The sequence below is a fragment of the Maribacter stanieri genome (genome assembly GCF_900112245.1).
Taxonomy (GTDB): Bacteria; Bacteroidota; Bacteroidia; order Flavobacteriales; family Flavobacteriaceae; genus Maribacter; species Maribacter stanieri.
On the sequence record NZ_FOYX01000003.1, the window covers coordinates 215,405 to 241,057 of the forward strand.

The following is a 25,653-nucleotide window of genomic DNA, read 5'->3' on the forward strand; positions in this document are numbered from 1 at the left end:
AATAGGTTTATTGCTCAAACTTTAAACCAATTATTATGAAAAATGCAACTTTCCTATTCTTTCTGCTTAGTAGTATGCTGTTGTCTTCGCAACAAGTTAAAATTAGTGGTACTGTTTCTGATCATGTAGGGGATCCTATGCCTGGTGTAAATGTTAGGGAGAAAGGAACGACCAATGGTACGCAGACAGATTTTGACGGACATTATGCTATAACAGTATCAGAAGGAGCTGAATTAACATTTTCGTATATAGGCTGTAAGAATATGATCGTAAAGATCAGAGATTCAGTGGTTGTTAATGTGTCACTTGAAGAAGATCTTCAAATGTTAGAAGAAGTGGTGGTAACTGGGTATGGTATTCAAAAGCGTCGTCATGTTACGGGTTCAGTTGCAATGATTAATATGCAATCTCCTAAATCCAATATTAGTAGAACCTTACAAGGTAAAGTAAGTGGTGTAAATATTCGTGGTTTGGGTTCTGTGGAAGATAAAAATGTTGGAACTAAAATAAACAGCCCTCTATATATTGTAGATGGTGTACCTATTCAAAAGCAATATAATTCAATTGTTCAAAGCCTTAAAAGTGAAGATGTTGATAGTAGAAAAGTACTTAAAGCTTCTGAAGCTAAGAGTTTGTATGGTCAAAATGCTAAACACGGTTGTATCGTAATACAAACCGTAAATGGTAATTATGCTATTGAAGAAGATGAGAATTATGCACGAATTACTGAAAATCAGTTTCAGAATGTTGCCGTAAACCCGTTATCAACTTTTTCAATAGACGTTGATAAAGCAGCGTATAGCAATATTAGAAGATTCATTAATAACGGAAAAGAAGTTCCGGTAGATGCAGTTAAGATTGAAGAAATGATTAATTACTTTGATTATGATTATCCACAACCTACAAATGAACATCCTTTCTCTGTAAACACTGAGGTAGCACAAACCCCTTGGAATGTAGATACAAAATTAGTGCGCATTGGTTTGCAGGGTAAAGAATACTTGAATGAAGAATTACCGGCATCTAATCTTACTTTTCTAATAGATGTTTCTGGTTCTATGTCAGCAGGCAACAAATTACCGTTATTAAAATCCGCATTTAAACTATTAGTAAATCAGTTAAGAGAAAAAGATAGAGTTTCTATTGTAGTTTATGCAGGGGCAGCCGGTGTTGTATTAGAGCCTACATCTGGCAACAATAAAGAGAAAATCATGAGCGCTTTAAATAATTTAGAAGCTGGCGGTTCTACAGCTGGTGGAGCAGGTATTCAATTAGCTTACAAATTGGCAGAGAAACATTTTAAGAAAACTGGTAATAATAGAGTGATATTGGCAACCGATGGTGATTTTAATGTTGGGTTGTCTAGCGATAAAGACATGGAAGATTTGATTACAGAGAAAAGAGAATCGGGAGTCTTTCTTTCTGTACTAGGTTTTGGTATGGGGAATTATAAAGATTCCAAATTAGAAACTTTGGCAGATAAAGGGAACGGAAATCATGGTTACATAGATACCATGCAAGAAGCTCAGAAGTTATTCGGGAAGGAATTTGGAGGTACTTTATTTACCATTGCAAAAGATGTAAAATTACAGGTAGAGTTTAATCCTGCAAAAGTAAAATCGTATCGATTGATTGGTTACGAAAATAGATTGTTGGCTGATGAAGATTTTATTGATGATACCAAAGATGCAGGTGAGTTGGGTAGTGGACATAAGGTAACTGCGTTGTACGAGATAGTAGAAGCAGGTGTGGCATCTGACTATGTTAAAGAAACACATGACTTAAAGTATTCGGAGGCTGTTACAGGAGATAAGTTTTCTGATGAGTTGTTCACTGTAAAATTTAGATACAAAAAACCTGATGGTAATAAGAGCATTGAATTGGTACATGTCCAAAATTCAAATACTCAAGAAATGTCTAAAGATTTCCAATTCTCTGCAGCCGTTGCTTTATTCGGTCAGCAATTAAGAAAATCTGCTTTTAATAATAAAGCTTCATTAAATGATGTAATTGTTATGGCAGAAAACGGTAGAGGTGTTGATAAAAACGGGTATAGAGCTGAATTTATCAGGTTGGTTAAAAGTATAAATGAGAAATTGGTAACAGACAACTATTGAATTTAACTAGAATGTAAAATTCTATTGATTTTAAAGGAATAGGGTATTTCTAATGTGTGTTATTTTGTATTTTCAAGGCTTAAACCAAACAACACTCATGAAAAAACTATTCCTTTTTGTATGCCTAATTTTTATAGGGGAAATTAACGCTCAGCAAATTCTAAATGAAAAAGAAAGAGCGCAGGTGATTGATGAAATATTAGACGACCGTTTCAATAATTTGTTGCCTGAACTTATGGATGCCGCAGATTTAGATATGTGGGTGGTTATTTCAAGAGAATATAACGAAGATCCTGTAATTAAAACTATGCTTCCCGCTACGTGGTTAAATGCGCGTAGAAGAACTATTCTATTGTTTTATAGAGATAAGGCGAAGAATACTATAGAGAAGTTGGCTATAGCTCGTTATAATGTCGGTAAGAATATTGTTTCTGCATGGGATAAGGAGAAAGAGCCAAATCAATGGACACGATTAATGCAATTAATAGAGGAAAGAAATCCGAAGAAAATCGGACTTAATTATTCCGCAGATCACAATATAGCTGATGGTTTGGTAAAGACAGATTATGAAGAGTTCATGGCTAATCTTCCAAAAAAATATTCACCTAAAGTAGTTTCTGCACAAGAACTTGCTGTTCGTTGGATCGAAACAAGATCTGAACGCGAAATGGTTATATATGATCAATTAGTAGATATTACACATGATATTATTGCAGAAGCTTTTTCTGAAAAGGTAATTACACCTGGTGTTACAACGACATCTGATGTAGAGTGGTGGATGCGTCAAAAGGTAACTGACTTAGGGCTTGAAACTTGGTTTCATCCAACAATCGATGTGCAACGAAGTAAAGAGGAATTAGTAAGTCATTTATATTCATTCTCAGGTAGACCAGAGGATACGGTAATTCTGCCAGGGGACTTGGTACATTGCGATTTTGGAATCACTTATTTACGTTTAAATACCGATTGCCAAGAGTTAGCCTATGTCTTAAAACCAGAAGAAACATCTGCACCTGCATTTTTGGTTAACGGTTTAAAAGACGGGAATAAAGTGCAAGACTTTTTGACTGCCAATATGATTAAGGGAAGAACAGGGAACGAGATTCTAGCCAAATCCTTAAGTGAGGCTAAAGCGGCAGGATTAAAGCCTTCTATTTATACGCACCCATTGGGTATGTATGGTCATTCTGCAGGTACTACTATTGGAATGTGGGATTCTCAAGATGGCGTAATGCGTGACGATGGTGAAAACTATCCATTAAATCCTAATACGGTTTATGCTATAGAATTGAATACTACTATTACTATACCTGAATGGAATAGAGATATCAGAATTATGCTTGAAGAAGCTGGTTTTTATGGTGAAGATGGGTTTAGATATGTTAATGGGCGACAGACAGAATTGTTATTAATTCCACGTGTAAAAGGGCATCAAGGTAATTGATTTTTGATATATAGGTTTGTTTATTGCTTATGTAATAAAATTCTTATTTATTTTTAAGATAGTATTATTTAATTAGCTGTTATTCATACCTTTAAAAAGGTTACTGAATAACAGCTAATTACATTTGTCTATGGTTCTTGAATTAAAACGCTATAAATATCTCTTTTTCTTCTATTTTTTATGTGCATTAAATTTTAGTGTATTTGCTCAAGATCAGATAAGAGGAGTTGTAATTGATTCTGATACGAAAGAGACGCTTCCATTTGTAAATATTGGTATTGTAAATAAAGGCGTAGGTACCGTAAGTAATTTTGATGGTAAATTTTATCTAGAGATAGATAAAACTAATTTTTCTAATTATGATATACTACAATTTTCATCTGTAGGTTATAAAACCGTACAGTTCAAAATTTCAGAAGTAAATTTTAATAATGCCCTGTTTCAAAAAATTGTTATGCAACCTGAAGCAATGCAATTAAATGAGGCGATTGTATCAGCTAAATTTTTAAAAAGTAAAAAAGATGATGTCGTTGGTTTTTCCTATCCCAGTAAAAACAAGTACGGGTATTGGAAAGGTGATGGTTCATTGGGTGCTGAATTGGTAACAAGAATAAGCGTAGATAAGAAGAAGCACTACTTAAAAGATTTTCATTTTTATGTAAACGAAAATTATTCTGATAGTGTATTGGTGCGCATTAATGTATATAAAGGTGGCACCATCTATCCTGAAGATAAATTATTGAAAAAGAACGTTACCAAAATGATAGGCAAATCTTCTGGAAAGGTAACCGTAGATTTAAAGCCGTACAACCTTATTGTAGATGAAGATTTTAGTATTGGTCTAGAATTATTGAAAGTATATGGTAAACGTGTGGGCTTGGTTTTGGCTGCGGATTATAGACCAAGCACATCGTACAGAAGATATGTGAGTCAAGGGCAGTGGAAAACGTTCAGGGGAGATGCAATGACTTTTTATGTAAATACTTCTACTTTGAGTGATGGAGACATTTCTCAAATATCAAATTATTCCAGAAACAAAACTCTTCAAAGTTCTTTTAAAACTCCAATAATAAATACTAACCCTATTAAAACACATAGATCAATTACGGGTTTTGTTTTTAATAATGGTAAGCCTGTTGAAAATGCTACTGTTCAAATAGCGGAGTCATTAAAGCAGACACAAACAGACGCGTATGGTAGGTATACCATTATGGCACAAATAGGTGATGTCATTAGTTTTGATTATTTGGGTTTCGAAAAAGTGGAACGTACCGTATTGGAGACCATACATAATATCAACGTCACCATGAATGTGATGGTTGAAGAACTAGCAGGTGTTACTGTTACTGAAAGAGCGCGTTTAAAGAAAACCGAGGCAGAAATGTTCTCTGAATATTTAACAAATGATGAATTCGCTAAAACTGCTTATGGAACTCTTGATAAAAAAACAATTGGTCATGCAATAACTATTGTAGATGGTAAGAGTTTAAATTTAACTGCCCCGAATATCCTTGCGGCTATCAACGGTAAAATAGCTGGTGTTCGGGTAGGGAACGTAAAAGTTGAAAATCCCTGTTTTGGATGTTCTTTTACAAAAGTTGCTGTGTTTATAAGAGGAGGTAAAGGGTCAATTAATAATATTAGACCTGCAATATTCGAAATTGACGGAGTAATTTATGAAGATGTCCCGTATTTTTTAGATTTAAATGTTATTGAGCGCATAGCGGTAATACCTGGTCTTGCTGGCGTTGGAAGATATGGGCAGGTTGCCGCGGGCGGTGTAATTGCAATAAGTACAAAACATGCTAATTATGCAACCAAGAATAATAGAGCTAGTGACCAAGCTCAAATTCGAAATAATATTTATGAACACGATGCTATAAGTAAAGAGCAGGTAAATAAAAATTTACCAAGCTACCTTCAAGCTCTTTTTGCTAGTAATAGTTTCGAAGTGGCTAAAAAAGTATATCAAAAAAATGAGAAACTTTATAGTAGTTCTGCTTCATTTTTTCTTGATGCCTATATTTATTTTACTGCCAATTGGGAGCAAGAAAAATTCAATAATGATATCATTTCCAATCATCAATCGTTAATTGAGAATAACATCAATGAAATGAAGGCATTGGCATATGCTCATCAGCGAGAAGGTGAATTTGAAAAAGCAAACAAACTATATACCAGCATTTTTGTAAAAAGACCTAATTATGCGCAATCGTATCGGGATATGGCGAATAGCTATGTTGAGGTAAATGAGGTACAAAAGGCAGCTAATCTTTATAGTAGGTACACCAAATTATTGAACGATTCTTTTTTAGTGGCAGATACAATAGGATTACATCCCGTAATTACAACTGAGTTCAATCACTTTTTAGAGCATAAAACCGATTATACCATAAGTTCAGAAGATTTAAAAGAAATGGCGGCTATGCGCGAAGGTACAGATACCCGTCTTCTTTTTGAATGGAACGATGATGAGGCTGAGTTTGACCTTCAGTTCGTAAATCCAGAAAATCGTTATTTTGTTTCTAGTACATCGTTAAACAATCAAAATGAATATTTTGGTAAGCCAGAATATTCATCTAGTAAAGAGTTCTTCCTTGAAAGTGATATTAAAGGAGAGTGGATTATAAATATAAATTATAAGGGGAATAAAAGCGGCTTGCCTACTTATTTAAAAGTGACTGCTTTCTCTGGCTACGGTACAGATAATGAAGAAAGTACTATTAGAATTTATAGGTTGTCTTTAAAAAATGTGAATCAAAACCTATTTTATTTACCGACTTTAGGGGTGGATAAGTTGAATTAATATATTCTTGATGTTTTTATTTCATAAAACTTTAATATGGTTTAATTTTTGATACTATAAATTAATGTAATCGTTAATAATATTTCTATGAAAAATATTCTGATTCTTCTAGTCCTAGTAACTTTTGTCACGAATATTCAAGCACAAAGTAATACTGTGAAAGGTAAGGTTACACAAATGGATAGTCCCTTGTCGAATGTTCAGATTTCTATAATAGATTCAGAAACTGCGACCAAGACAGATGCAAACGGGTTTTACCAGATATCAGCTGAGCCAAGAGATGTCATTCAATATACTTATCCTGGTCTAAATGATGTTCAAATTCTAGTTGAAGACGTTACGCGTATATTGAATATAGAAATGAGTCAGGAGATACATCAACTAGATGAGGTTACTGTAAAAGGTAGCAATAGAAAATCACAGAATGAGCTACAACAAGAGTATAGTTATAACCCAAATCTTATAAAAACGGCATATGGTATTCTAGATAGCGAGACTGCACCAGGCAAAATTAGATTTTTACAAGAAAATCAAATTAATGATGTTGGTATTTGTATTCTTGACTTAATGAAAAATGAGTTTCCAGGAGTAAACGTTGTAGGTGATTGCGTATATGGAGGTCTAATATATATTAGAGGGTTAAATTCCGTTAGTCAAGCACCACCTGCGGTTTATGATGTTGATGGACAGGTATTGACTCAAGCTCCTACTTGGATAGCACCCGCTGCTATTCAACGATTGGCTGTTTTAAATAATCTAGCTATGACTACACGATATGGGTCTATAGGAGCTGGAGGCGTTATTGTGATTAACACTAAAGCTAGTGCATATTCTAGAACGGTAGATGGTAAACCTATTGATTATGCAAAAGTTAAAAATAATAAATATGATAATTCAGCGCTAAACACTGTTGATTTTAACGAAGGGAGACCAAACTATTTAATTGAGCTTTTAGGAGCTGGTACGGAAGAAGATGCTAAGGCTATTTATGCTAAACAAATTAAAAAATATAGTAGCTCTTTTTACTATGTTTTAGATGCCTACGATTATTTTTCTAATAGATGGAATAATCAAGATTTTGCTGATATGATTGTTGAGGATAATAAAAGCATTATAAGTAGTAATCCTATAGCTTTAAAATCTCTTGCATATATTTATCAAGCACAGGGACAGTTTAAAAAGGCAAATAAATTATATGAAGATGTATATACACTCAGAGCAGAATATGCACAATCTTATTTAGACTTGGCAAATAGTTATAGAGAATTAGGTTTAAATCAGAAAGCTGCAGCAATGTACATGCGTTATGATTATTTATTGGCAGAAGAATTATTGGAAAAAGAAGAACAAGTGAAAACCATTATGGATCGAGATTTAAATAATTTAATATCCTTAAAAGGCGCTGATTTAGTTTCAACAGATAGGGTGAATGAAATTAAACTTGATGATGATTTTAAAGGAACACGCTTGGTTTTTGAATGGAGTGATAGTGAGGCAGAATTTGAATTACAATTTGTAAACCCAGAAAAGAGATACTATAAAAGTAAGCATTCATTAGTTGCAAATGCTGAGAGAATTCAAAGCGAAAAACGTTCAGGTTTCTCTAGTGAAGAATATTTAATAGATGATACGCTTCGTGGTAATTGGTTGGTTAATGCTACGTATTTAGGTAATAAAAGTTTGACTCCTACATATTTGAAAGCTACTGTGTATTATAATTACGGTAGTGCATCGCAACGAAAAGAAACAAAGGTTTTTAAACTTGGTCTACGTAATGTAAATCAGCAATTGTTTTCAGTATCAAATGCTGTTAGTATAGTTGCTAATTAAACCCAGTTTACTTTTCCTGACAAAAAGTAAAATTGTTTAGTATACAGATAAATTTAAATACCCACAATATGCTTTAAGTGTATTGTGGGTGTTTTTTTATAAAACTATTATTTATAGCAACTTATCCGTTTCTTTAATTGCGTTTCTTATCTTTAAAGTATGGTCTAAAAATTTGATTATGAGAATGTTCGTTGTTTTTGGTTTTCTTTTAATATTTGTAAACCACTATGGACAACAGCAAATACAAGGACGTATAAGTACAGATGGTATTTCTTTATCTGATGTAAATGTTTCCAACCTTTCTTCGGGTGTGAACACTTTTACAAATAAGAATGGACAATATGTTATCATAGCCAAACCTAAGGATGAGTTAAAGTTTACTCATATTGGAATGGATACAATTTTAATTCTTATTGAAGATGTTACATCCATCTTGAATTTAAAAATGCAGCCTAAGGTAGAGGAATTAGAAGAGGTAGTATTAATAGAAAAAATAGGTAAACAAAAACGACTTGCGATAGATTATTTTACTGACCCTACAATTGTAAATACTTCTTTTGGGTATATCAGTCCCGCAACTATTGCCTATCATTTAAAAGTTATAGATGGGTCAGAATTTATGCCTGGATCAGATTTATTAAGTGCCATAGCAAGTAGACGCTCAGGAATTCGCGTAGGTACATATTTAGATAGGAATGGTGTTTCAACAAGAACCCTATTTCTTAGGGGAATGGGGTCTGTAGGGCAAAAATCATCAGCACTATTTGAGGTAGATGGTAATATTTTTATTGATCCGCCAGTTTGGATTGATATTTCTATAGTACAAAGAGTAGCAATTATACCTGGTCTTCAAGCGGTATGGCGATATGGACCTATAGCGAATGGAGGTGTAGTAATAATAAATACTAAAAATGGGGTTCACGGACTTAGAGAAGAAAATAGTTTAAAACGTTATGATCAAGCTCGATTAAGAAATAACTATGTAAATGAAAAGATTCTTAGTAATATAGAAAAGGAAGAAAATCTTCCTACTTATATGAGGTCACTAAATTCTTCAGCCAACTTAAAAGACGCTTTTAATGTTTATGAGGAGTATTCAGTACTGTTTTCTTCAAGCCCTCATTTTTATATTGACAGTTATAATTTGTTCTATGAAAAAGTTGGAATAAATGCCGCTGATAATATAATTGAATCTAGTTTCCGTAGATTTAAAAACAATCCGGTTTGGTTAAAAGCCTTAGCGTACTATTATGAGTCCCAAAATAGATTTGAAAAAGCCCATGAACTTTATGAAAAGATATTTGTACTAAGACCTGATTATGCGCAGAGTTATTTAGATATTTCTAGAAGTTATCGAAATTTAAACAACCCAGAATCATCTATATCATTTTTGGCAAGACATAAATTTTTAATAGAAGAGGGTTATTTTAAAGGAGAGAGTGATGACTTTGAGACTTTGATTAAAAAAGAAACAGACAACCTGATTTTATCTAATATTTTTTTGAATGATAAGGGTATTGAAAGTGAAGTTTTGAATACGAGATTGGTATTTGAATGGAATGATAGTGAAGCTGAATTTAATCTTCAATTCGTAAATCCGAATAATCAATATTTTAATTGGAATCACACATTAGAAAACATGCCTGATAGAGTAAGGCAAGAAAAGAAACTTGGGTTTTCTATCACAGATTTTGAGGTAGATGAAACACTTTTAGGTAAATGGCAAGTGAATGCAACATATTTTGGCAACAAGCAATTAACCCCCACGTACTTAAAAACTACTATATATAGAAATTACAACACAGTTAATCAAACTAAAGAAATTAAAGTCTTTAGGTTAGATGTTAATGGTGCGAATCAATATCTATTCGGTTTCAATGTTACTAATGAACCCTATAAAAGTCAGTGAAAATTAAACCTGCAATACCCCCATGTTAAAAGGCTTCTCGATAGGCGCATGGTCTGCAGCTTCAATTCCCATAGAAATCCATTTACGGGTGTCTTTAGGGTCTATGATAGCATCTGTCCATAATCTTGAAGCTGCGTAATACGGGGATACTTGATCGTCATATCGCTGCTTGATCTTATCATAAAGCTCCTTCTCTTTTTCTTCGGTAATGGTTTCACCCTTCTTTTTTAAAGATGCCTTTTCAATCTGTAATAATACCTTTGCAGCAGAGTTACCGCCCATTACAGCAAGTTCTGCACTTGGCCAAGCAACAATTAATCTTGGGTCATAAGCTTTACCGCACATGGCATAATTTCCTGCACCGTAGCTATTGCCTATAATAATCGTGAATTTTGGCACTACGGAATTACTTACCGCATTTACCATTTTTGCACCATCTTTAATGATACCGCCATGTTCACTCTTACTGCCTACCATAAAACCGGTAACGTCTTGAAGAAAGACTAACGGAATTTTCTTTTGGTTACAATTTGCTATAAAGCGGGTTGCTTTATCTGCGGAGTCAGAATATATTACTCCGCCAAATTGCATTTCACCTTTTGCAGTTTTTACTACTTTTCTTTGGTTGGCAACAATACCAACGGCCCAACCATCAATACGTGCATAACCGGTAAGAATCGTTTGTCCGTACCCAGCTTTATATTCTTCAAAATCAGAATCATCAACTAATCGTTTAATGATTTCCATCATGTCATACTGTTCAGCTCTAGAGCTTGGTAGAATGCCATATATATCTTCAGGATTTTCTTTTGGCTTCACACTCTTCTTACGGTTGTATCCCGCTTTAGGGAAATCGCCGATTTTATCCATAATATTTTTTATGGTATCTAGAGCAGCTGCATCATCTTTCGCTTTATAATCAGTTACTCCGCTAATTTCACAATGCGTAGTAGCGCCACCTAATGTTTCGTTATCTATGCTCTCTCCAATGGCAGCTTTTACTAAATAACTACCTGCTAAAAAGATGCTAGCGGTTTTATCTACAATTAATGCTTCGTCACTCATAATTGGCAAGTAGGCACCACCGGCCACACAACTGCCCATAACCGCAGATATTTGGGTAATACCCATGCTGCTCATTACTGCATTGTTTCTGAAAATACGACCAAAGTGTTCCTTGTCAGGGAAAATTTCATCTTGCAGCGGTAAATACACACCTGCACTATCTACTAAGTAAATAATAGGAAGTTTATTTTCAATAGCTATTTCCTGTGCTCTTAAATTCTTCTTTGCGGTAATTGGGAACCAGGCACCGGCTTTAACGGTAGCATCATTGGCAACAACAATGCACTGTTTTCCTTTTACGTATCCAATTTTAATAACGACTCCGCCAGAAGGGCATCCGCCATGCTCTTTGTACATGCCGTCACCAACAAAGGCACCAACTTCAATCTGTTCCGCTTTAGAATCTAAAAGATAATCAATACGTTCTCTGGCAGTCATTTTACCTTGGTCATGCTGTTTAGCTATTTTCGCCTTTCCACCACCTAAATAAACCTCATTAAGCTTTCTTCTTAGGTCTGATAATAACAACTTATTTCTATCTTCGTTTTGATTGAATTTTAAATCCATTCTGTATAATTACTTTTCTTTGGATAAAGATAAGGAGTTAATTTTGGTGTTCATGCAACAAAAACAAAAAGTATGATAAAGTGGGGAATAGTAGGGGCAGGAAACATTGCACATAGTTTTTCTAAAGATTTAGCCTTGGTAAATGGTGGTAAATTAGTTTCTGTTGCTTCAAGAAGTTTAGAGAAAGCACAAGATTTTGCAGGTGAATATGGTGCGCCAAATGCATATGGCAGTTATGAAGAGTTGTTTAATAGTAATACCGTAGATGTTATTTATTTAGCTACACCACACACTTCTCATGCAGATTTAAGTATTGCTGCAATGAAAGCTGGTAATGCTGTACTTTGTGAAAAGCCAATGGGTGTCAATAAAAGCGAAGTAGATCAAATGGTTGCTGTAGCCAAAGAGAATAATGTTTTTCTGATGGAAGCATTATGGACACGTTTTAACCCAACTATTAAAAAGGTAAAAGAATTAGTGGATAACGGTACCATTGGAGATATTGGTTATTTACACGCTGATTTTGCTTTTTATGCTTTAGATAGAGATGAAAACGGTAGGTTGTTGAATCCTGATCTTGCTGGTGGTTCGCTGTTAGATATCGGAATCTATCCTATATTTCTGGCTTACTTAATGTTAGGAAAGCCAAAGGATATAAAAGCCTCAGCAAATTTTTATAAAACGGGGGTTGAGGTACAGTGCAGTATGATTTTTAATTATGATAATGCTCAGGCTATTCTGTATAGCGGACTCAATTCTAATTCCGAAAAGAAAGCTGAAATTGCTGGTAGCGAAGGTTCTATATTCATACATCCAAGATGGCATGAAACTACAGGGTATACTATAGAAAAAGATGGCGAATCAACTTCTAATGAGGTTGGTAAAAGGGGTAAAGGCTATGTGCACGAGATTGAAGAAGTACAAGATTGTTTAGCTTCTGGGAAGAAGCAGAGTGACCTTTGGAGTCATCAAAATAGTTTAGATTTAATAGAGATTATGGATTCTGTTCGTAAATTAACAGGTATTGTGTTTCCTTTTGAATAATAGCAGGGTTAATAGTGGACAAATATCTTAAATTTTACGATATTTGAAGTTCGCTAAAATTTTAATTGACTAGAAAATGAATAAGAATACTGTGCTCTCTTGGGCTACGTTTATAATGATCTTTGTAGGTCTGGCGCTTATTGCTTTAGGTGCTTTTCGCTATGATGATGTTGCGGGTTGGGGTTTTGCATCTGTAGGTATTGGCTTTTTTGCTATTGCTTGGGTGTTTAACGCACTTAAAGGTAGAGTATAATATATTTTATTGTCACCAGTGAATTCTTCTGGTATGCTTTAATATTTCACTTAACACTATAATTTTATGTCAGACGATAAGAAGGTAATCTTCTCCATGTCAGGAGTTACGAAAACCTATAAAAATGCGAATACCCCAGTTTTAAAGAATATATACTTAAGTTTTTTCTATGGTGCCAAAATTGGAATCTTAGGTTTAAACGGTTCTGGTAAATCTACTTTGTTGAAAATCATTGCGGGTGTTGATAAAAACTTTCAAGGTGATGTTGTTTTTTCTCCAGGTTATAATGTTGGTTACCTAGAACAGGAACCTGAATTAGATGAAAACAAAACAGTTTTAGAAATTGTAAAGGAAGGTGTAGCGGAGACTGTTGCTATTCTTGATGAGTACAATAAAATAAACGACATGTTTGGTCTTCCAGAGGTTTACGAGAACCCTGATAAAATGCAGAAGTTGATGGATCAACAAGCTCTTTTGCAAGATAAAATTGATGCTGCAAATGCTTGGGAATTAGATACCAAGTTAGAAATTGCGATGGATGCACTTCGTACGCCAGATCCTGACAAGAAAATTTCAGTATTGTCTGGTGGTGAAAGAAGAAGGGTTGCATTGTGTAGACTGTTGCTTCAAGAACCAGAAATTTTATTATTAGATGAACCTACTAACCACTTAGATGCAGAATCTGTACATTGGTTAGAGCATCATTTAGCACAATATAAAGGAACTGTAATTGCGGTTACGCATGATAGATATTTCTTGGATAATGTTGCTGGTTGGATTCTTGAGTTGGATAGAGGAGAGGGTATACCTTGGAAAGGTAATTACTCTTCTTGGTTAGATCAAAAATCTAAACGTATGGCCCAAGAGAGTAAAACGGCTTCTAAAAGACAGAAAACTTTAGAGCGAGAGCTTGAATGGGTACGTCAGGGTGCAAAAGGAAGACAGACCAAGCAGAAAGCACGTCTTAAGAATTACGATAAGTTAATGAGTCAAGATCAAAAGCAACTTGATGAAAAGCTGGAGATCTATATACCTAACGGACCTCGTTTGGGTACCAATGTAATTGAAGCAAAAGGAGTTAGTAAGGCTTTTGATGATAAATTGCTTTACGAAGACTTGAACTTTAAATTGCCACAAGCAGGTATAGTTGGTATTATAGGACCAAACGGTGCTGGTAAGACAACTATTTTTAGAATGATCATGGGTGAAGAAACTCCTGATAAAGGAGAGTTTGAAACTGGTGAAACAGCTAAAATTGCTTACGTAGATCAAAGTCACTCTAATATCGATCCTGAAAAAACCATTTGGCAGAATTTCAGTGATGAACAAGAAATGGTGATGATGGGCGGTAAGCAGGTAAACTCTCGTGCTTATTTAAGTAGATTCAATTTTACAGGTAGTGAACAAAATAAAAAGGTAAATATGCTGTCTGGTGGTGAGCGTAACCGTTTACACTTGGCCATGACATTGAAAGAAGAAGGAAACGTTCTATTATTGGATGAACCTACCAATGACTTGGATGTAAATACTTTAAGAGCCTTAGAAGAAGGTTTAGAGAACTTTGCAGGGTGTGCCGTAGTTATTTCGCATGATAGATGGTTCTTGGATCGTATTTGTACACACATTTTAGCTTTTGAAGGTGATTCTCAGGTATATTTCTTTGAAGGTTCTTTCTCTGATTATGAGGAGAATAAGAAGAAACGATTGGGCGGAGATCTAATGCCGAAACGTATTAAGTATAAAAAGTTAATTAGATAAGAAATTTAATTATATAAGAAAAGCCCGCAATTGCGGGCTTTTTTATTTTCAGCTAACAGCTAACAGCTAACAGCTAACAGCTAACAGCTAACAGCTAACAGCTAACAGCTAACAGCTAACAGCTAACAGCTAACATTAATATTCATCATTAGGATACCAATCTAATTGTATCACTTCGATGTCTTGATTACCAGCATCTACCAGTTGTTTGAATTTAGCGACATCACTTACATCTGGTTTACCTCTATAGTGATATGGGTATACTTGCTTTGGTTTAAAATCTAAAACAGCAGAGGCAGCGCTTTCAACTGTCATTGTGTAAGGTAGGTTCATACAAACAAAAGCTTTGTCAATATTTTTTAAAGAACGCATTTCTGGAATATCTTCGGTATCACCAGAAAAGTAAATGCGTTGATCATCAATGTTTAAGACATATCCGTTACCTCGACCTTTCTCATGAAATTTAAGAGCTTCATTTCTTAAATTATACATTGGTATGGCTTCAATGGTAATATCGATTAATTCTTTACTTGTGCCATTCTCCATAATCTCTAATTGTTTGGAATATTTTTTAGGTAACTCATCTGCAACAGCCTGTGGTACTACAAATGTGGCATTAGAGGTGTCTAGAGCATCTAGGGTTTCAACATTTAAATGGTCGCCATGAATATCTGTTATTAAAATTAAACTAGGTGTCTTCTGCCCTTCAAAAGCTGCTTTTCCGCCAGTTGGGTCTATGTATATTACAACATCGTTCCACTCAATAACTGCCGTCGCATGTTCAATTGGTTTAATTACAACATCATCTGTCTTGCGTTGGTTCTTCATACTTGTCGCTGACATATTTTCCTCAGTTTCTGTTGAAGTATTCATATCACTGTCAGATTTCTTTTCCTCTTTACAAGAAAAAGATAGTGCACCTATGAATAGTAAAACAAGTAATTCTTTTATTTTCATTATAGTATGTTTAAAGTGTTAGTTCCATTTTAATATCTGATCTAAGATACTCTAAATTATCCTCTAGTGGAACATTAATAAATCCGTATTTCTTATATATATGCAGTGCGGTGTCAAGTTTAGTGCTCGAATATAATTCAAGGGTATCCCAATTTTTGTTTTTTGCAAAATCAATGGCGTACATTAATAATTTTTGACCGATTTGTAAACCGTGATGAGATTTGTTGACTGCCATTTTTCCTAATTCAAAACGCATATCGGTTTTTTTGATTAAAGCAAAGCACCCTACGGGTTCATTCTTCCATAATCCCATAAAAATATAGCCTCCTTTATCAATAATAGAATATTGGCTAGTTTCTAACAGCTCTCGATCTTTATCTTCAACTATAAAGTATTCGGTAATCCAAGCTATATTAAGATCTTTAAAGTTTTGAGTATATTTAGTCTCAAAAGGTACGATAGTAAGCATGAGTTATATTTGATATATTAGTGCCTCCTAAATTATATCATATTATATAGTATTTACTATGATCAATTATTTATTTTAACACCAAGAAATCTAAAATTTGAATTACCACGTATATAAACTGAACAAACAGACACTTTATTAAATTTAAAATTATGACTGAAACAAAAAACAACAATGGTTTAAAAGTTTTGACCGCTCTTTTAGGTGTTGTGCTTTTAGGAACTATCATTTATACAGTAAGTCTTTACCAAGATAAAAAGAAGACTGAAGTTGTTCTTTCTAAGGAGAAAGAATTGGTAGTTGAAGATTTAAATAGCTTAAAATCTGAATATGATAAAGCTATTTTGGAAAGTAATGCAACTAACGAAGAGTTGGTAAGTGCAAGAGATAATATTGCAAAATATATTGACTCTGTAAAAACGATGAAAGCTGACATTGGATCTTTATCAAGATACAGAAGACAAGTTGGTGTTCTTAAAGCTGAAAGAGAGCAGTTATTGAAACAAGTTGATTCTTTAACTCGTTCTAACTCTATGATCGCTATGCAACGTGATAGTACTTATGTTGAATTAGAAAAGCAAACTGTTTTTAATGATTCATTAGTAGTACAAAATACAAACTTAGCTCAGGTAGTTGAAAAAGGTTCTGCTTTAAACTTATCTAAGTTTAATGTTGATGCTGTAAAAGAGCGTAACAGTGGTAAATTAGTTTCTACACAACGTGCTAAGGCAACTGACAAGTTTAAAATTTGTTTTACTGTTGCTGACAACGTAATTGCACAAGCTGGTGATAGAGAATTTTTCTTAGAAGTTTTAGATCCTCAAGGAAATGTACTTGGTGGTAGTAATTCTATGACAAATGATAATGGAGCTTCTATTACTTACAGTAAGCAAACTGGTTTCTACTATGAGAACAAGTCTTTAGATGTATGTGATTATATTAGTAAGCCTTCTGGAGATTTCAAAGATGGTAACTACATGGTTAACGTTTATGATGATCAATTAAAATTATTGGGTACTTCTAAATTCATGTTGAAGTAAGATTACCTTATTGCGTATAAAAAAAATGGCGACCAATTGGTCGCCATTTTTCATTTCTATTATTTTTGCTTTAGTCTTTTAAACTACCTACCATATTTTCCGGTTTAACCCATTCATCATAATCTTCAGCTGTAACATAGCCTAGATTAACAGCTTCTACTTTTAAGGTTGTACCATTTTTATGAGCAGTGTTTGCAATTTCAGCAGCCTTGTAATACCCTATTTTGGTATTCAACGCGGTAACCAGCATTAATGAGTTATTCAATAATTGTTTAATAACTTCATGATTTGGTTCTATACCAGCAGCGCAATGTTCCTCAAAACTTACACAAGCATCTCCAATTAATTGAGCCGATTGTAAAATGTTAGCGGCCATCATCGGCTTGAATACGTTCAGCTCGTAGTGTCCTTGAGTACCCCCAACGCTTATAGCAACATCGTTACCCATTACTTGAGCACATACCATGGTAAGAGCTTCACATTGTGTAGGGTTAACTTTTCCTGGCATAATTGAACTACCTGGTTCGTTTGCAGGGATAATGATTTCGCCAATACCAGAACGTGGACCAGAAGCCATCATTCTTATGTCATTTGCAATCTTGTTCAAAGAAACTGCCAATTGTTTTAATGCACCGTGACTTTCAACAATTGCATCATGGGCAGCTAATGCTTCAAATTTATTTTCTGCTGTAATAAAGGGTAACCCTGTAAATTCAGCAATATATTTAGCAACCAATACATCATAGCCTTCTGGTGTATTTAAACCTGTACCAACTGCTGTACCACCAAGAGCCAATTCACTTAAATGTGCCAGTGTATTGTTAAGTGCTTTTAATCCGTGATCTAGTTGCGATACATAGCCAGAAAATTCTTGACCTAAGGTTAGGGGAGTAGCGTCCATTAAATGGGTACGACCTATCTTAACAACATTTTTAAATTCTGCAACTTTTCTATTAAGTGTGTCTCTTAGTTGAGTAACACCTGGTATAGTAACTTCTACTATTTTTTTATAGGCAGCAATGTGCATTCCAGTAGGAAATGTGTCGTTTGATGATTGTGATTTGTTTACATCATCATTTGGTTGTATGGTCTTTTCACCTTCGCCAATTAATTTACCAGCTATTTCATGGGCTCTATTAGCAACAACTTCATTAACGTTCATGTTACTTTGTGTACCAGAACCTGTTTGCCAAATTACCAATGGAAATTGATCATCAAGTTTGCCTTCTAAGATTTCATCACAAACTTGTGCAATTAAATCTCTTTTCTCTTCAGCCAACACACCAAGCTCGCAATTTGCATAAGCTGCAGATTTTTTTAAATAAGCAAAGCCGTAGACGATATCTAAAGGCATTGATGCAGAAGGACCAATTTTAAAATTATTACGCGAACGTTCTGTTTGTGCTCCCCAGTATTTGTCTTTAGGTACTTCAACATTACCCATGGTATCTTTTTCGATTCTGAACTCCATAATCTTATAATTTATATGAATCTTAAGTTAACTTATTAATATTGCCTCAAAAATAAGGTTTACATTTATTTTTATTGTGACAACTTTGTTGTGAAAAGTAAAATTAATTTTGCAGAACGTTTGCAAAAAATAATTCGTTTATGGTATCTTTGTAATATATAAGTAAAAGGATATGTTTGATTTTGACCAATATTTAGGATTTTTAGCGTTTTTAACCATTTTAACCATCGGTTTTTGGTTAATGATGTTTTTGTTATTATTTGTTGTCCCTTACTGGTTAGGTGGTAACATTATAGAATTATTGAAAGAAAGACGCGACAAGAAAAAAGCTGCACGAGAAGTATAGAAAAAGATAAGTATAAAAAAAGAAGCCAATTGGCTTCTTTTTTTATGTCTTGTTTTAATTATTTCTATCCTTCAATTTCTTCGCCACCTTCATCTCCGCCATTTCCTCTAGAACCTTTATTACGTTCTTTTGGTTGGTTGAAACGATATACAAAGCCCATGGTTATTTGTCGTCTTCTCCATTGAAACTCACTATCTGAAGTAAAAAATTCTGTTTCTGTATAAGAGCTTCTTTTTCTAGAGTTCAATAAGTCACTTACGTTTAACGACAGTGTTCCATTGTCTTTCATTATATCTTTACTGAAAGCTAAGTTTAAAGAGAATATACCACTATTTTCGGTCTGTGCAGTTGATGACGGACCTCTATAAAAAGCATTCGTTTGCCAATCTATCTTTTCTGGTAAAGATACCTTAGAGCTGAACCTTGCAAACCAGCTGTTATTTGTAGTTCCATAATCTACATCGTTAAATATGCCTTCTGTTGAAAACCTGAAAAAGTTGAAACTGGAATTTAATCGTAACCATTTAGTAGGACTGTACATCATACCAGCTTCTGCACCAATTCTGTTGTTAGTAGAAAGGTTAATAGGAATGGTTCTAATGATTTCAATACCATCAGTAGTAGTTTGACCTGTCTCTTCCTGTACACGCTCAAAAGAGTCTGTTTCTCTTTGGTAGTAGATTGATGAGGTTAGGGTTATTTTATCCCATCTTTTTAAATATCCTAAATCAAAGGCATTGGAAAATGCAGGATTTAAATCTGGATTACCTTGAAAGATGTTTGTTCTACTTGACCTTGACGGAAAAGGATTTATGAACCAACCTCTTGGTCTGTTTATCCTTCTGTTATAACCCAATGAAATATTCTCATTTTCGGCTAATTCATATATAAAATTAACGGTAGGGAATAAACCTAAATAGTTCTTGTCAAAATTGACATCAACATCAACGCCTAATTGTTCTTCAAGTTGACTGGTATCAAACTCAGAATCTAATTGACCTTTTAATTGCGTATTTTCTAATCTAAGTCCAAGTAAAAATGAAAACTTTCCAATTTTGTTTCCGTATTGGGTATATAAAGCATTTACATTTTCATTGTAAGTGAATTTATTGGTCAAGTCTTCATTGATGTTAAATTGACCTGTAGCTTGGTTTAAAGAATCTAATCTATAGTCCGTAACCTCTTCTTCAAATGTGCCTCTGTAACCTATTTCAAATTGGGCATCTCCCATAGGCAATACATAATCTGCTTGAACTAAGTACTCATTTTGTAATTCAGTTTCAAATACATTCTCTAAAACAATTAAGTTCTCATTAGGGATAGTATTGTTTTCCTCAATGATAGATGTTTTTGTCTCTTCTCCCTTAGAGTATTGAAGGTCTACCGTTAATTTCTGACCATCGTCATTTAAATTATTAACGTAGTTAAGTGAAAATTGATAATTATCATCATCTTCATTCTCATCTTCAGTTCTAAAGGTCTCGCTATTTAGAGAATTACTAATAAATCTCTTGTTGGTGTTTTCGGTACCATCTTCACTTTTAGATGTTCTATAAAAAACACTTCCTGTTAAGGAAGATTGTTCGGTGAGGAAATATTCTAAACCTAAGTTGGTGTTGAATCCTTTACGTAATCTACTGTATTCTCTATCTTCAAAAATTCTGTCAAAAGAACCTGAAGAATAAGTGTTATCGAAAAAGGCATTTCCAGGGGCATCTCTGTAGCTGTATCCTGTAGTATTAAATAAGTTGAATTTATCTGTACGCAAATTTGCGTTAACAGAAATGCCACTATTAACAGGATAGCCAATAGTTGTATTTACAGATCCATTAAAACCGAGAGTTTTTTCTTTTTTAAGTATAATGTTCAAAATACCAGCAGTACCTTCAGCATCATAACGTGCAGAAGGACTAGTAATAACTTCAACTTTTTCAATTGCATCTGCTGGTAGTTGCGTAAGGGCATCTGTTGATCCAAACCCTGCAAGTGCTGATGGTTTACCATTTATTAATATTCTAACATTTTCGTTACCACGTAAGCTAATAGCTCCTTCAACATCTACATCAACAGAGGGTACATTGTTTAGCGCATCTGTAATCGTTGCTCCACTATTGGTTAAATCTTTACCAATGTTATAGATTTTCTTATCTAACCTAACTTCTACGGTAGTTTTTTCGCCAACAACTTCTACAGCTTCTAGCTGAGCAACATCTAAAGCAAGTTTTATGGTACCTAAATCTGTAGACTCACTTAGAGTTTGATTAGGTAATTTATATGTTTTGTATGAGATGTATTCAATGGAGATATTGTATTTGCCAGCTTTTGCTTCAACTTCAAAATTTCCATCTATATCAGTAATACCACCTGTAATTTGATCAGGATTGCTTACACTTTGTAGAACTAATGTTGCGTATTCCAAGGGAAGGTTATCATCTTTATCTAAAACCTTTCCGGTAATAACAATTGGACCTCTTTCCCGGTCTCCTCCCGGTCTTTGACTATTTACGTAATTAAATGATAGTGCTAGGAGTAGGAGTAAAGGGAAAAGTTGTTTCATTAAGTCAGTTTTTGGATTTCTTTCGTTTTTCTTTTTTCTTCTTTTTATTCTTCTTCAAAGTTTTTGCAACACCATCTTTTTGAAGTGCTACAAATGCTTCGTACTTTTCTATTGGCAGACCTGCTTTTAATTCAACATCTTGCCTTTTTGTAATATTCTCATAAACTTCAGCCATTTTTTCTGGTGGAAGTTTTAATATTTGAGCTTCTATTCGCTCTTGCACATACTTCTTTAAAACAGAGCTTAATACAGCTTGTTCAAAATCATTTAATGCAAGCGCTTCGGTAATTCTAGGCATTTCGCCATCAACCAGTTCCTCTGCGGTTTTTGGTTTAGGTTCTTCAGCTGGTGTTTGGGCATCTGGAATAGAACTTCTTTGTCTACTGCCGTAACCGTAGCCACCTCTAGATCCATATCCGTTATTCCCATAACCATATTGTGCATAAATTTCAGAACTTCCTAATAGAATTAATAGCAGTACTAAAAACTTTAGACCGCTATATTTTATTACTTTTTTCATATGATTAGATTATAAAGTTATACTATGGTTTAACTGTAAATGGTTAATTCTTTGTTAAGATAATTATAAGGAAATTATAATAAATTCTACTTTAATAAAGAATTTATGTTTGATGCAGGTCTCCCTATCACAGCGCTATTTCCGTTAATTATAATTGGTCTTTCAATTAACTTAGGATAAGTAATCATTGCATCAATTAATTCCTCATCATTTAACGGTGAATTTTTGAATTTTTCTTTCCAAATTGCTTCAGATTTACGAACTAGATTTATTGGTTTAATGTCAAGACAACTTATTACATTTCTTAACTCATCTTTTGTAGGTATATCTTCTAAATAATTTACTACTTCAAATTTCTTGCCAGAATTTTCAAGTACTTTAAGTCCTTCTCTAGATTTGCTACATCTAGAATTATGATATATTTTAATCATGATATGTTTTTGTTTTACATATAGACATTCCTACTCATGAATATTCATGAGTAGGAATGTCTTGTTTTATTCTTCTTCTTTCTGTCCCATCATCATTAGAAAAGCTTTTAAAAACTGATCAATGTCTCCGTCCATAACGTTATCCACATTACCCGTTTCTTGACCTGTTCTAACATCTTTTACTAATTTGTATGGGTGCATTACATAATTTCTAATCTGTGAGCCCCATTCAATTTTCATTTTAGAAGATTCAATTTCTTGACGGGCTTCCATTTTTTTCCGAAGTTCAATCTCATACAATTGAGATTTTAGCATTTTCATAGCTGTAGCTCTATTGTCATGTTGACTTCTACTGTCTGAACATGAAATTTGAATTCCAGAAGGGTGGTGTGTCAATTGAACTTTTGTTTCTACTTTATTTACGTTCTGTCCACCAGCGCCACTAGACCTTGCGGTAGTAATGGTAATATCCGCAGGGTTTACATCTACTTCTATACTATCATCTACTAAAGGATATACATATACGGACACAAATGATGTATGACGTTTTGCATTACTATCAAATGGTGAAATACGTACCAGTCTATGCACGCCATTTTCACCTTTTAACCAACCGAAGGCAAACTCACCATCGATTTCTAATGTAACAGTTTTAATACCCGCAACATCACCTTCTTGGTAGTTAAGTTCTTTGATTTTGTATCCATTCTTTTCTGCCCACATCATATACATGCGCATAAGCATGGCTGCCCAGTCACAACTTTCGGTACCACCTGCACCTGCTGTAATCTGCAGTACAGCCGGTAATTCATCACCTTCCTCTGAAAGCATGTTCTTGAACTCCATTTTTTCAAGAGTACTTACCGCTTTCTCATATTGACTCTCTACTTCGGCTTCGGAAACTTCCCCTTCTTGCTGAAACTCTATAAGAACTTCTAGCTCCGCAACTAAAATTTGGGCAGCATTATAGTCGTCTACCCATTGTTTTTTAGACTGGATAAACTTCATATGAGCTTGAGCTTCTTGAGGATTGTCCCAAAAATCGGGAGCCAAGGTTTTCTCTTGTTCGTTTTCTATTTCTATTAATTTGGCATCAATGTCAAAGATACCTCCTTAACGCACCAAGGCGATCTATAAGACCTTTGTAATGGTCTATATTAATGTTCATACAATTCTATTTTAGGTAAAAATAATACTCTTTTGAATACTTTGAGAAGTTAATTTGGGAATCCCTATTGCTGACTTTGAACCATTACTGTGTGCGTGGTTTTATTTTGTCCTCCAGTATGTATAATACCCTTTAAGGGTGAGCAATCATTATAATCTTTTCCATGGCATACTTTAATATGATTTGTGTTTGCCAAAATATTATTGGTTGGGTCAAAACCTTTCCAGCCAATACCAGGAATATAGCATTCTACCCAAGCATGCATTTGAGAGTCGCCCATATAACCACTGTTTTGATTCAGATAACCAGATACATATCTTGTGGGTATACCGTTTGTTCTTGCCAACGCACAGAATAAATGTGCAAAATCTTGGCAAACCCCTTGTTTATTCAATAGCAAATCTTTTAATAGTGTACCTACTTTGGTAACGCCGGTTTTAAATTGAATGAATTTATAAATCCAATGATTTAAATTTTCAAGATTTTGAAAAATAGAAACAGTAGTATCGAATTTATAAAGCAGATCTTGGATGCTATTTAATTTGGTATATATAGTTTGTTTTAAAAAACGCTCGTGAGTTATTTTAAAGTCGAAATGCTCTAGTTCATTGTATTCAACTGATAAGTCTGAATTTATATTAAAATCATAAGGATCAATTTCTTCCTTCTTGAATTTGAATTTCGCTTCAAAAGAAATTTGCTTGAATTTTTTCTTCGGATGAACTCTTAAGGTCTTAAAGCCAAACCCGTTAATAGAGAATTCAGTATTGGCATAAAGTGAATTGGAAAATTCAATTTGCACCTCATGTTGACTCTCGTTTTCAAAGGGAATTATTAAAAATTGCCAATGTGCATCATGTACCCAATCGTCATAAATATTTTCGGCCTTATACGTTACTTCAAAATCTCTTGGCATAGTCTTCAAAGATACCTTTTTTAACTTGTCTAATAGTTAAAAAACTCCTCATCTACCTTGTCACTAATGTCCACAAGACTTTTAAGAATATTCTCTATAAATGATTTAATATCCTTGTCTATTTCTTCAATGTATTTAAACTCATATTCAGACCTGACTCTGCCAATTAAAAAAGCAGTTGAATCTTTATTATATCGCTTTTCGGGGTTAAGCATCCTTACATGCTGGTTAACCTGATTTAAAGAGTTCATTACAGATCGCGGGCAATTTGGATTAAGAATTAGAAATTCTAAGGTAGAAATGCTTGTTGGGGTCTTTTTATAATATCTACGCATCATATCATAAGACTCTGCACATTTTAATAATGTTGTCCATTCGAAACTCTTACTGAACCTATCATTTTCCTCACCTTGAGAAAGCAATGCATCATTGAATTTAGCATTGATCATTCTTGTAATTTGAGTGGCTCGCTCAATATTTATGCCCATTGAAATTACAGCATATGTAGCATCATGTAACAATGTTCCGCGTATTTTTCCTCTTAAGATATCTGTCATTTCAGCTACATGGGTTGTGAAATCATGCAATCCGTTCTTAACAAAAACATCTTTATTGTAATTGATTACGAAATGATAAAACTTGTTGATGGCCTCATAGAGTTCTGTTGAAATTAAATCTCGAGCACTATTGGCATTTTCCCTTGCGAATTTAATATTGTTGATAATTGATGCGCCATAGGTTGGGTCCAACCCAATTTTATAAAGTACGTCTTCTTCTTTTAAAAATTTATCCGCATCTTCTTCTGGATCTCCTACCATAAATAGCATAGACCTTAGAACAAATTGTCGGTCTTGAGATTTAAGATTGGGTGCGTCTAAAGAAGAGAAATAATTTACGTTTAAATATCTTGCTACGTGTTCTGAACGTTCTATATAACGTCCCATCCAAAATAGGTTATTTGCTACTCTTGCTAACATATAGTTTC

At 34.0% G+C, this 25,653-nt stretch carries 20 protein-coding genes; 10 read left to right on the forward strand and 10 right to left on the reverse strand.

All coding sequences use genetic code 11. The features are described from left to right. Nucleotides 1-35 precede the first annotated feature (35 nt). The 5 genes from BM296_RS14785 to BM296_RS14805 all read left to right on the forward strand — a co-directional run bounded on the left by BM296_RS14785 (nucleotide 36) and on the right by BM296_RS14805 (nucleotide 10,106). Nucleotides 36-2,117 (forward strand): vWA domain-containing protein, encoded by a 2,082-nt coding sequence (locus BM296_RS14785; protein WP_091904086.1) that lies wholly within the window; start codon nucleotides 36-38, stop codon nucleotides 2,115-2,117. A gap of 97 nt (nucleotides 2,118-2,214) precedes the next feature. Further along, nucleotides 2,215-3,561 (forward strand): M24 family metallopeptidase, encoded by a 1,347-nt coding sequence (locus BM296_RS14790; RefSeq protein WP_091904088.1) that lies wholly within the window; start codon nucleotides 2,215-2,217, stop codon nucleotides 3,559-3,561. Nucleotides 3,562-3,691: 130 nt separating this feature from the next. Then, nucleotides 3,692-6,367 (forward strand): carboxypeptidase-like regulatory domain-containing protein, encoded by a 2,676-nt coding sequence (locus BM296_RS14795; protein ID WP_091904090.1) that lies wholly within the window; start codon nucleotides 3,692-3,694, stop codon nucleotides 6,365-6,367. Between the two features lie 87 nt (nucleotides 6,368-6,454). Next, nucleotides 6,455-8,197 carry a DUF2135 domain-containing protein gene (locus tag BM296_RS14800; RefSeq protein ID WP_091904092.1) on the forward strand — a complete coding sequence of 581 codons (1,743 nt, stop codon included), beginning with the start codon at nucleotides 6,455-6,457 and terminating at the stop codon, nucleotides 8,195-8,197. A gap of 178 nt (nucleotides 8,198-8,375) precedes the next feature. Next, a complete protein-coding gene (locus BM296_RS14805; RefSeq protein ID WP_091904094.1) occupies nucleotides 8,376-10,106 on the forward strand; it encodes a DUF2135 domain-containing protein in 1,731 nt (576 codons plus the stop codon). A gap of 3 nt (nucleotides 10,107-10,109) precedes the next feature. Here BM296_RS14805 and BM296_RS14810 read toward each other — a convergent pair whose 3' ends face one another. Beyond that, entirely contained in the window at nucleotides 10,110-11,738 is a 1,629-nt protein-coding gene (locus tag BM296_RS14810; protein ID WP_091904096.1) for an acyl-CoA carboxylase subunit beta, read from the reverse strand. A gap of 72 nt (nucleotides 11,739-11,810) precedes the next feature. Between BM296_RS14810 and BM296_RS14815 the strand changes: the two genes are divergently transcribed. The 3 genes from BM296_RS14815 (at nucleotide 11,811) to ettA (ending at nucleotide 14,793) form a co-directional block, all read left to right on the forward strand. After that, complete coding sequence (locus BM296_RS14815; protein WP_091904098.1) at nucleotides 11,811-12,782, forward strand: Gfo/Idh/MocA family protein; 972 nt, start codon at nucleotides 11,811-11,813, stop codon at nucleotides 12,780-12,782. A 76-nt stretch (nucleotides 12,783-12,858) separates the two neighbouring features. Beyond that, nucleotides 12,859-13,035, forward strand: coding sequence for a CAL67264 family membrane protein (locus tag BM296_RS19445; RefSeq protein ID WP_091904100.1), 177 nt, complete (start codon nucleotides 12,859-12,861; stop codon nucleotides 13,033-13,035). Nucleotides 13,036-13,101: 66 nt separating this feature from the next. Then, on the forward strand, nucleotides 13,102-14,793 hold the full coding sequence (ettA, locus tag BM296_RS14825) for an energy-dependent translational throttle protein EttA (RefSeq protein ID WP_073246451.1): 1,692 nt from the start codon (nucleotides 13,102-13,104) through the stop codon (nucleotides 14,791-14,793). A 135-nt stretch (nucleotides 14,794-14,928) separates the two neighbouring features. On the opposite strand, the gene BM296_RS14830 is transcribed toward ettA, so the two are convergent. Continuing rightward, on the reverse strand, nucleotides 14,929-15,750 hold the full coding sequence (locus BM296_RS14830; RefSeq protein ID WP_091904102.1) for an MBL fold metallo-hydrolase: 822 nt from the start codon (nucleotides 15,748-15,750) through the stop codon (nucleotides 14,929-14,931). A gap of 10 nt (nucleotides 15,751-15,760) precedes the next feature. Then, nucleotides 15,761-16,219: a GNAT family N-acetyltransferase gene (locus BM296_RS14835; RefSeq protein WP_091904103.1), complete on the reverse strand. Its 459-nt coding sequence runs from the start codon at nucleotides 16,217-16,219 to the stop codon at nucleotides 15,761-15,763. A gap of 152 nt (nucleotides 16,220-16,371) precedes the next feature. Here BM296_RS14835 and BM296_RS14840 point away from each other — a divergent pair, with 152 nt between their 5' ends. Continuing rightward, entirely contained in the window at nucleotides 16,372-17,259 is an 888-nt protein-coding gene (locus BM296_RS14840; protein WP_027066541.1) for a DUF8428 domain-containing protein, read from the forward strand. 70 nt (nucleotides 17,260-17,329) lie between these two features. On the opposite strand, the gene fumC is transcribed toward BM296_RS14840, so the two are convergent. Then, nucleotides 17,330-18,730, reverse strand: a complete 1,401-nt coding sequence (gene fumC / locus BM296_RS14845) for a class II fumarate hydratase (protein WP_091904105.1) — start codon at nucleotides 18,728-18,730, stop codon at nucleotides 17,330-17,332. A 172-nt stretch (nucleotides 18,731-18,902) separates the two neighbouring features. Between fumC and BM296_RS19450 the strand changes: the two genes are divergently transcribed. Beyond that, nucleotides 18,903-19,076, forward strand: coding sequence for a hypothetical protein (locus BM296_RS19450; protein WP_091904107.1), 174 nt, complete (start codon nucleotides 18,903-18,905; stop codon nucleotides 19,074-19,076). Nucleotides 19,077-19,140: 64 nt separating this feature from the next. On the opposite strand, the gene BM296_RS14855 is transcribed toward BM296_RS19450, so the two are convergent. The 6 genes from BM296_RS14855 to BM296_RS14880 form a co-directional block, all read right to left on the reverse strand. Then, nucleotides 19,141-21,633 (reverse strand): TonB-dependent receptor, encoded by a 2,493-nt coding sequence (locus BM296_RS14855; RefSeq protein WP_027066543.1) that lies wholly within the window; start codon nucleotides 21,631-21,633, stop codon nucleotides 19,141-19,143. A 4-nt stretch (nucleotides 21,634-21,637) separates the two neighbouring features. Further along, entirely contained in the window at nucleotides 21,638-22,153 is a 516-nt protein-coding gene (locus BM296_RS14860) for a hypothetical protein (protein WP_051638292.1), read from the reverse strand. Nucleotides 22,154-22,239: 86 nt separating this feature from the next. Further along, nucleotides 22,240-22,584, reverse strand: coding sequence for an arsenate reductase (glutaredoxin) (gene arsC, locus BM296_RS14865; protein ID WP_091904109.1), 345 nt, complete (start codon nucleotides 22,582-22,584; stop codon nucleotides 22,240-22,242). Nucleotides 22,585-22,650: 66 nt separating this feature from the next. After that, nucleotides 22,651-23,752 (reverse strand): peptide chain release factor 2 gene (gene prfB, locus BM296_RS14870; RefSeq protein ID WP_143099084.1). Its coding sequence is split into 2 segments (ribosomal slippage): nucleotides 22,651-23,685 and nucleotides 23,687-23,752, totalling 1,101 coding nucleotides; the frame shifts between segments, so codons are not numbered across the junction. Nucleotides 23,753-23,816: 64 nt separating this feature from the next. Then, nucleotides 23,817-24,668 (reverse strand): transglutaminase-like domain-containing protein, encoded by an 852-nt coding sequence (locus tag BM296_RS14875; RefSeq protein ID WP_091904110.1) that lies wholly within the window; start codon nucleotides 24,666-24,668, stop codon nucleotides 23,817-23,819. 29 nt (nucleotides 24,669-24,697) lie between these two features. Continuing rightward, entirely contained in the window at nucleotides 24,698-25,645 is a 948-nt protein-coding gene (locus BM296_RS14880; RefSeq protein WP_091904112.1) for an alpha-E domain-containing protein, read from the reverse strand. Between the last annotated feature and the right edge of the window lie 8 nt (nucleotides 25,646-25,653).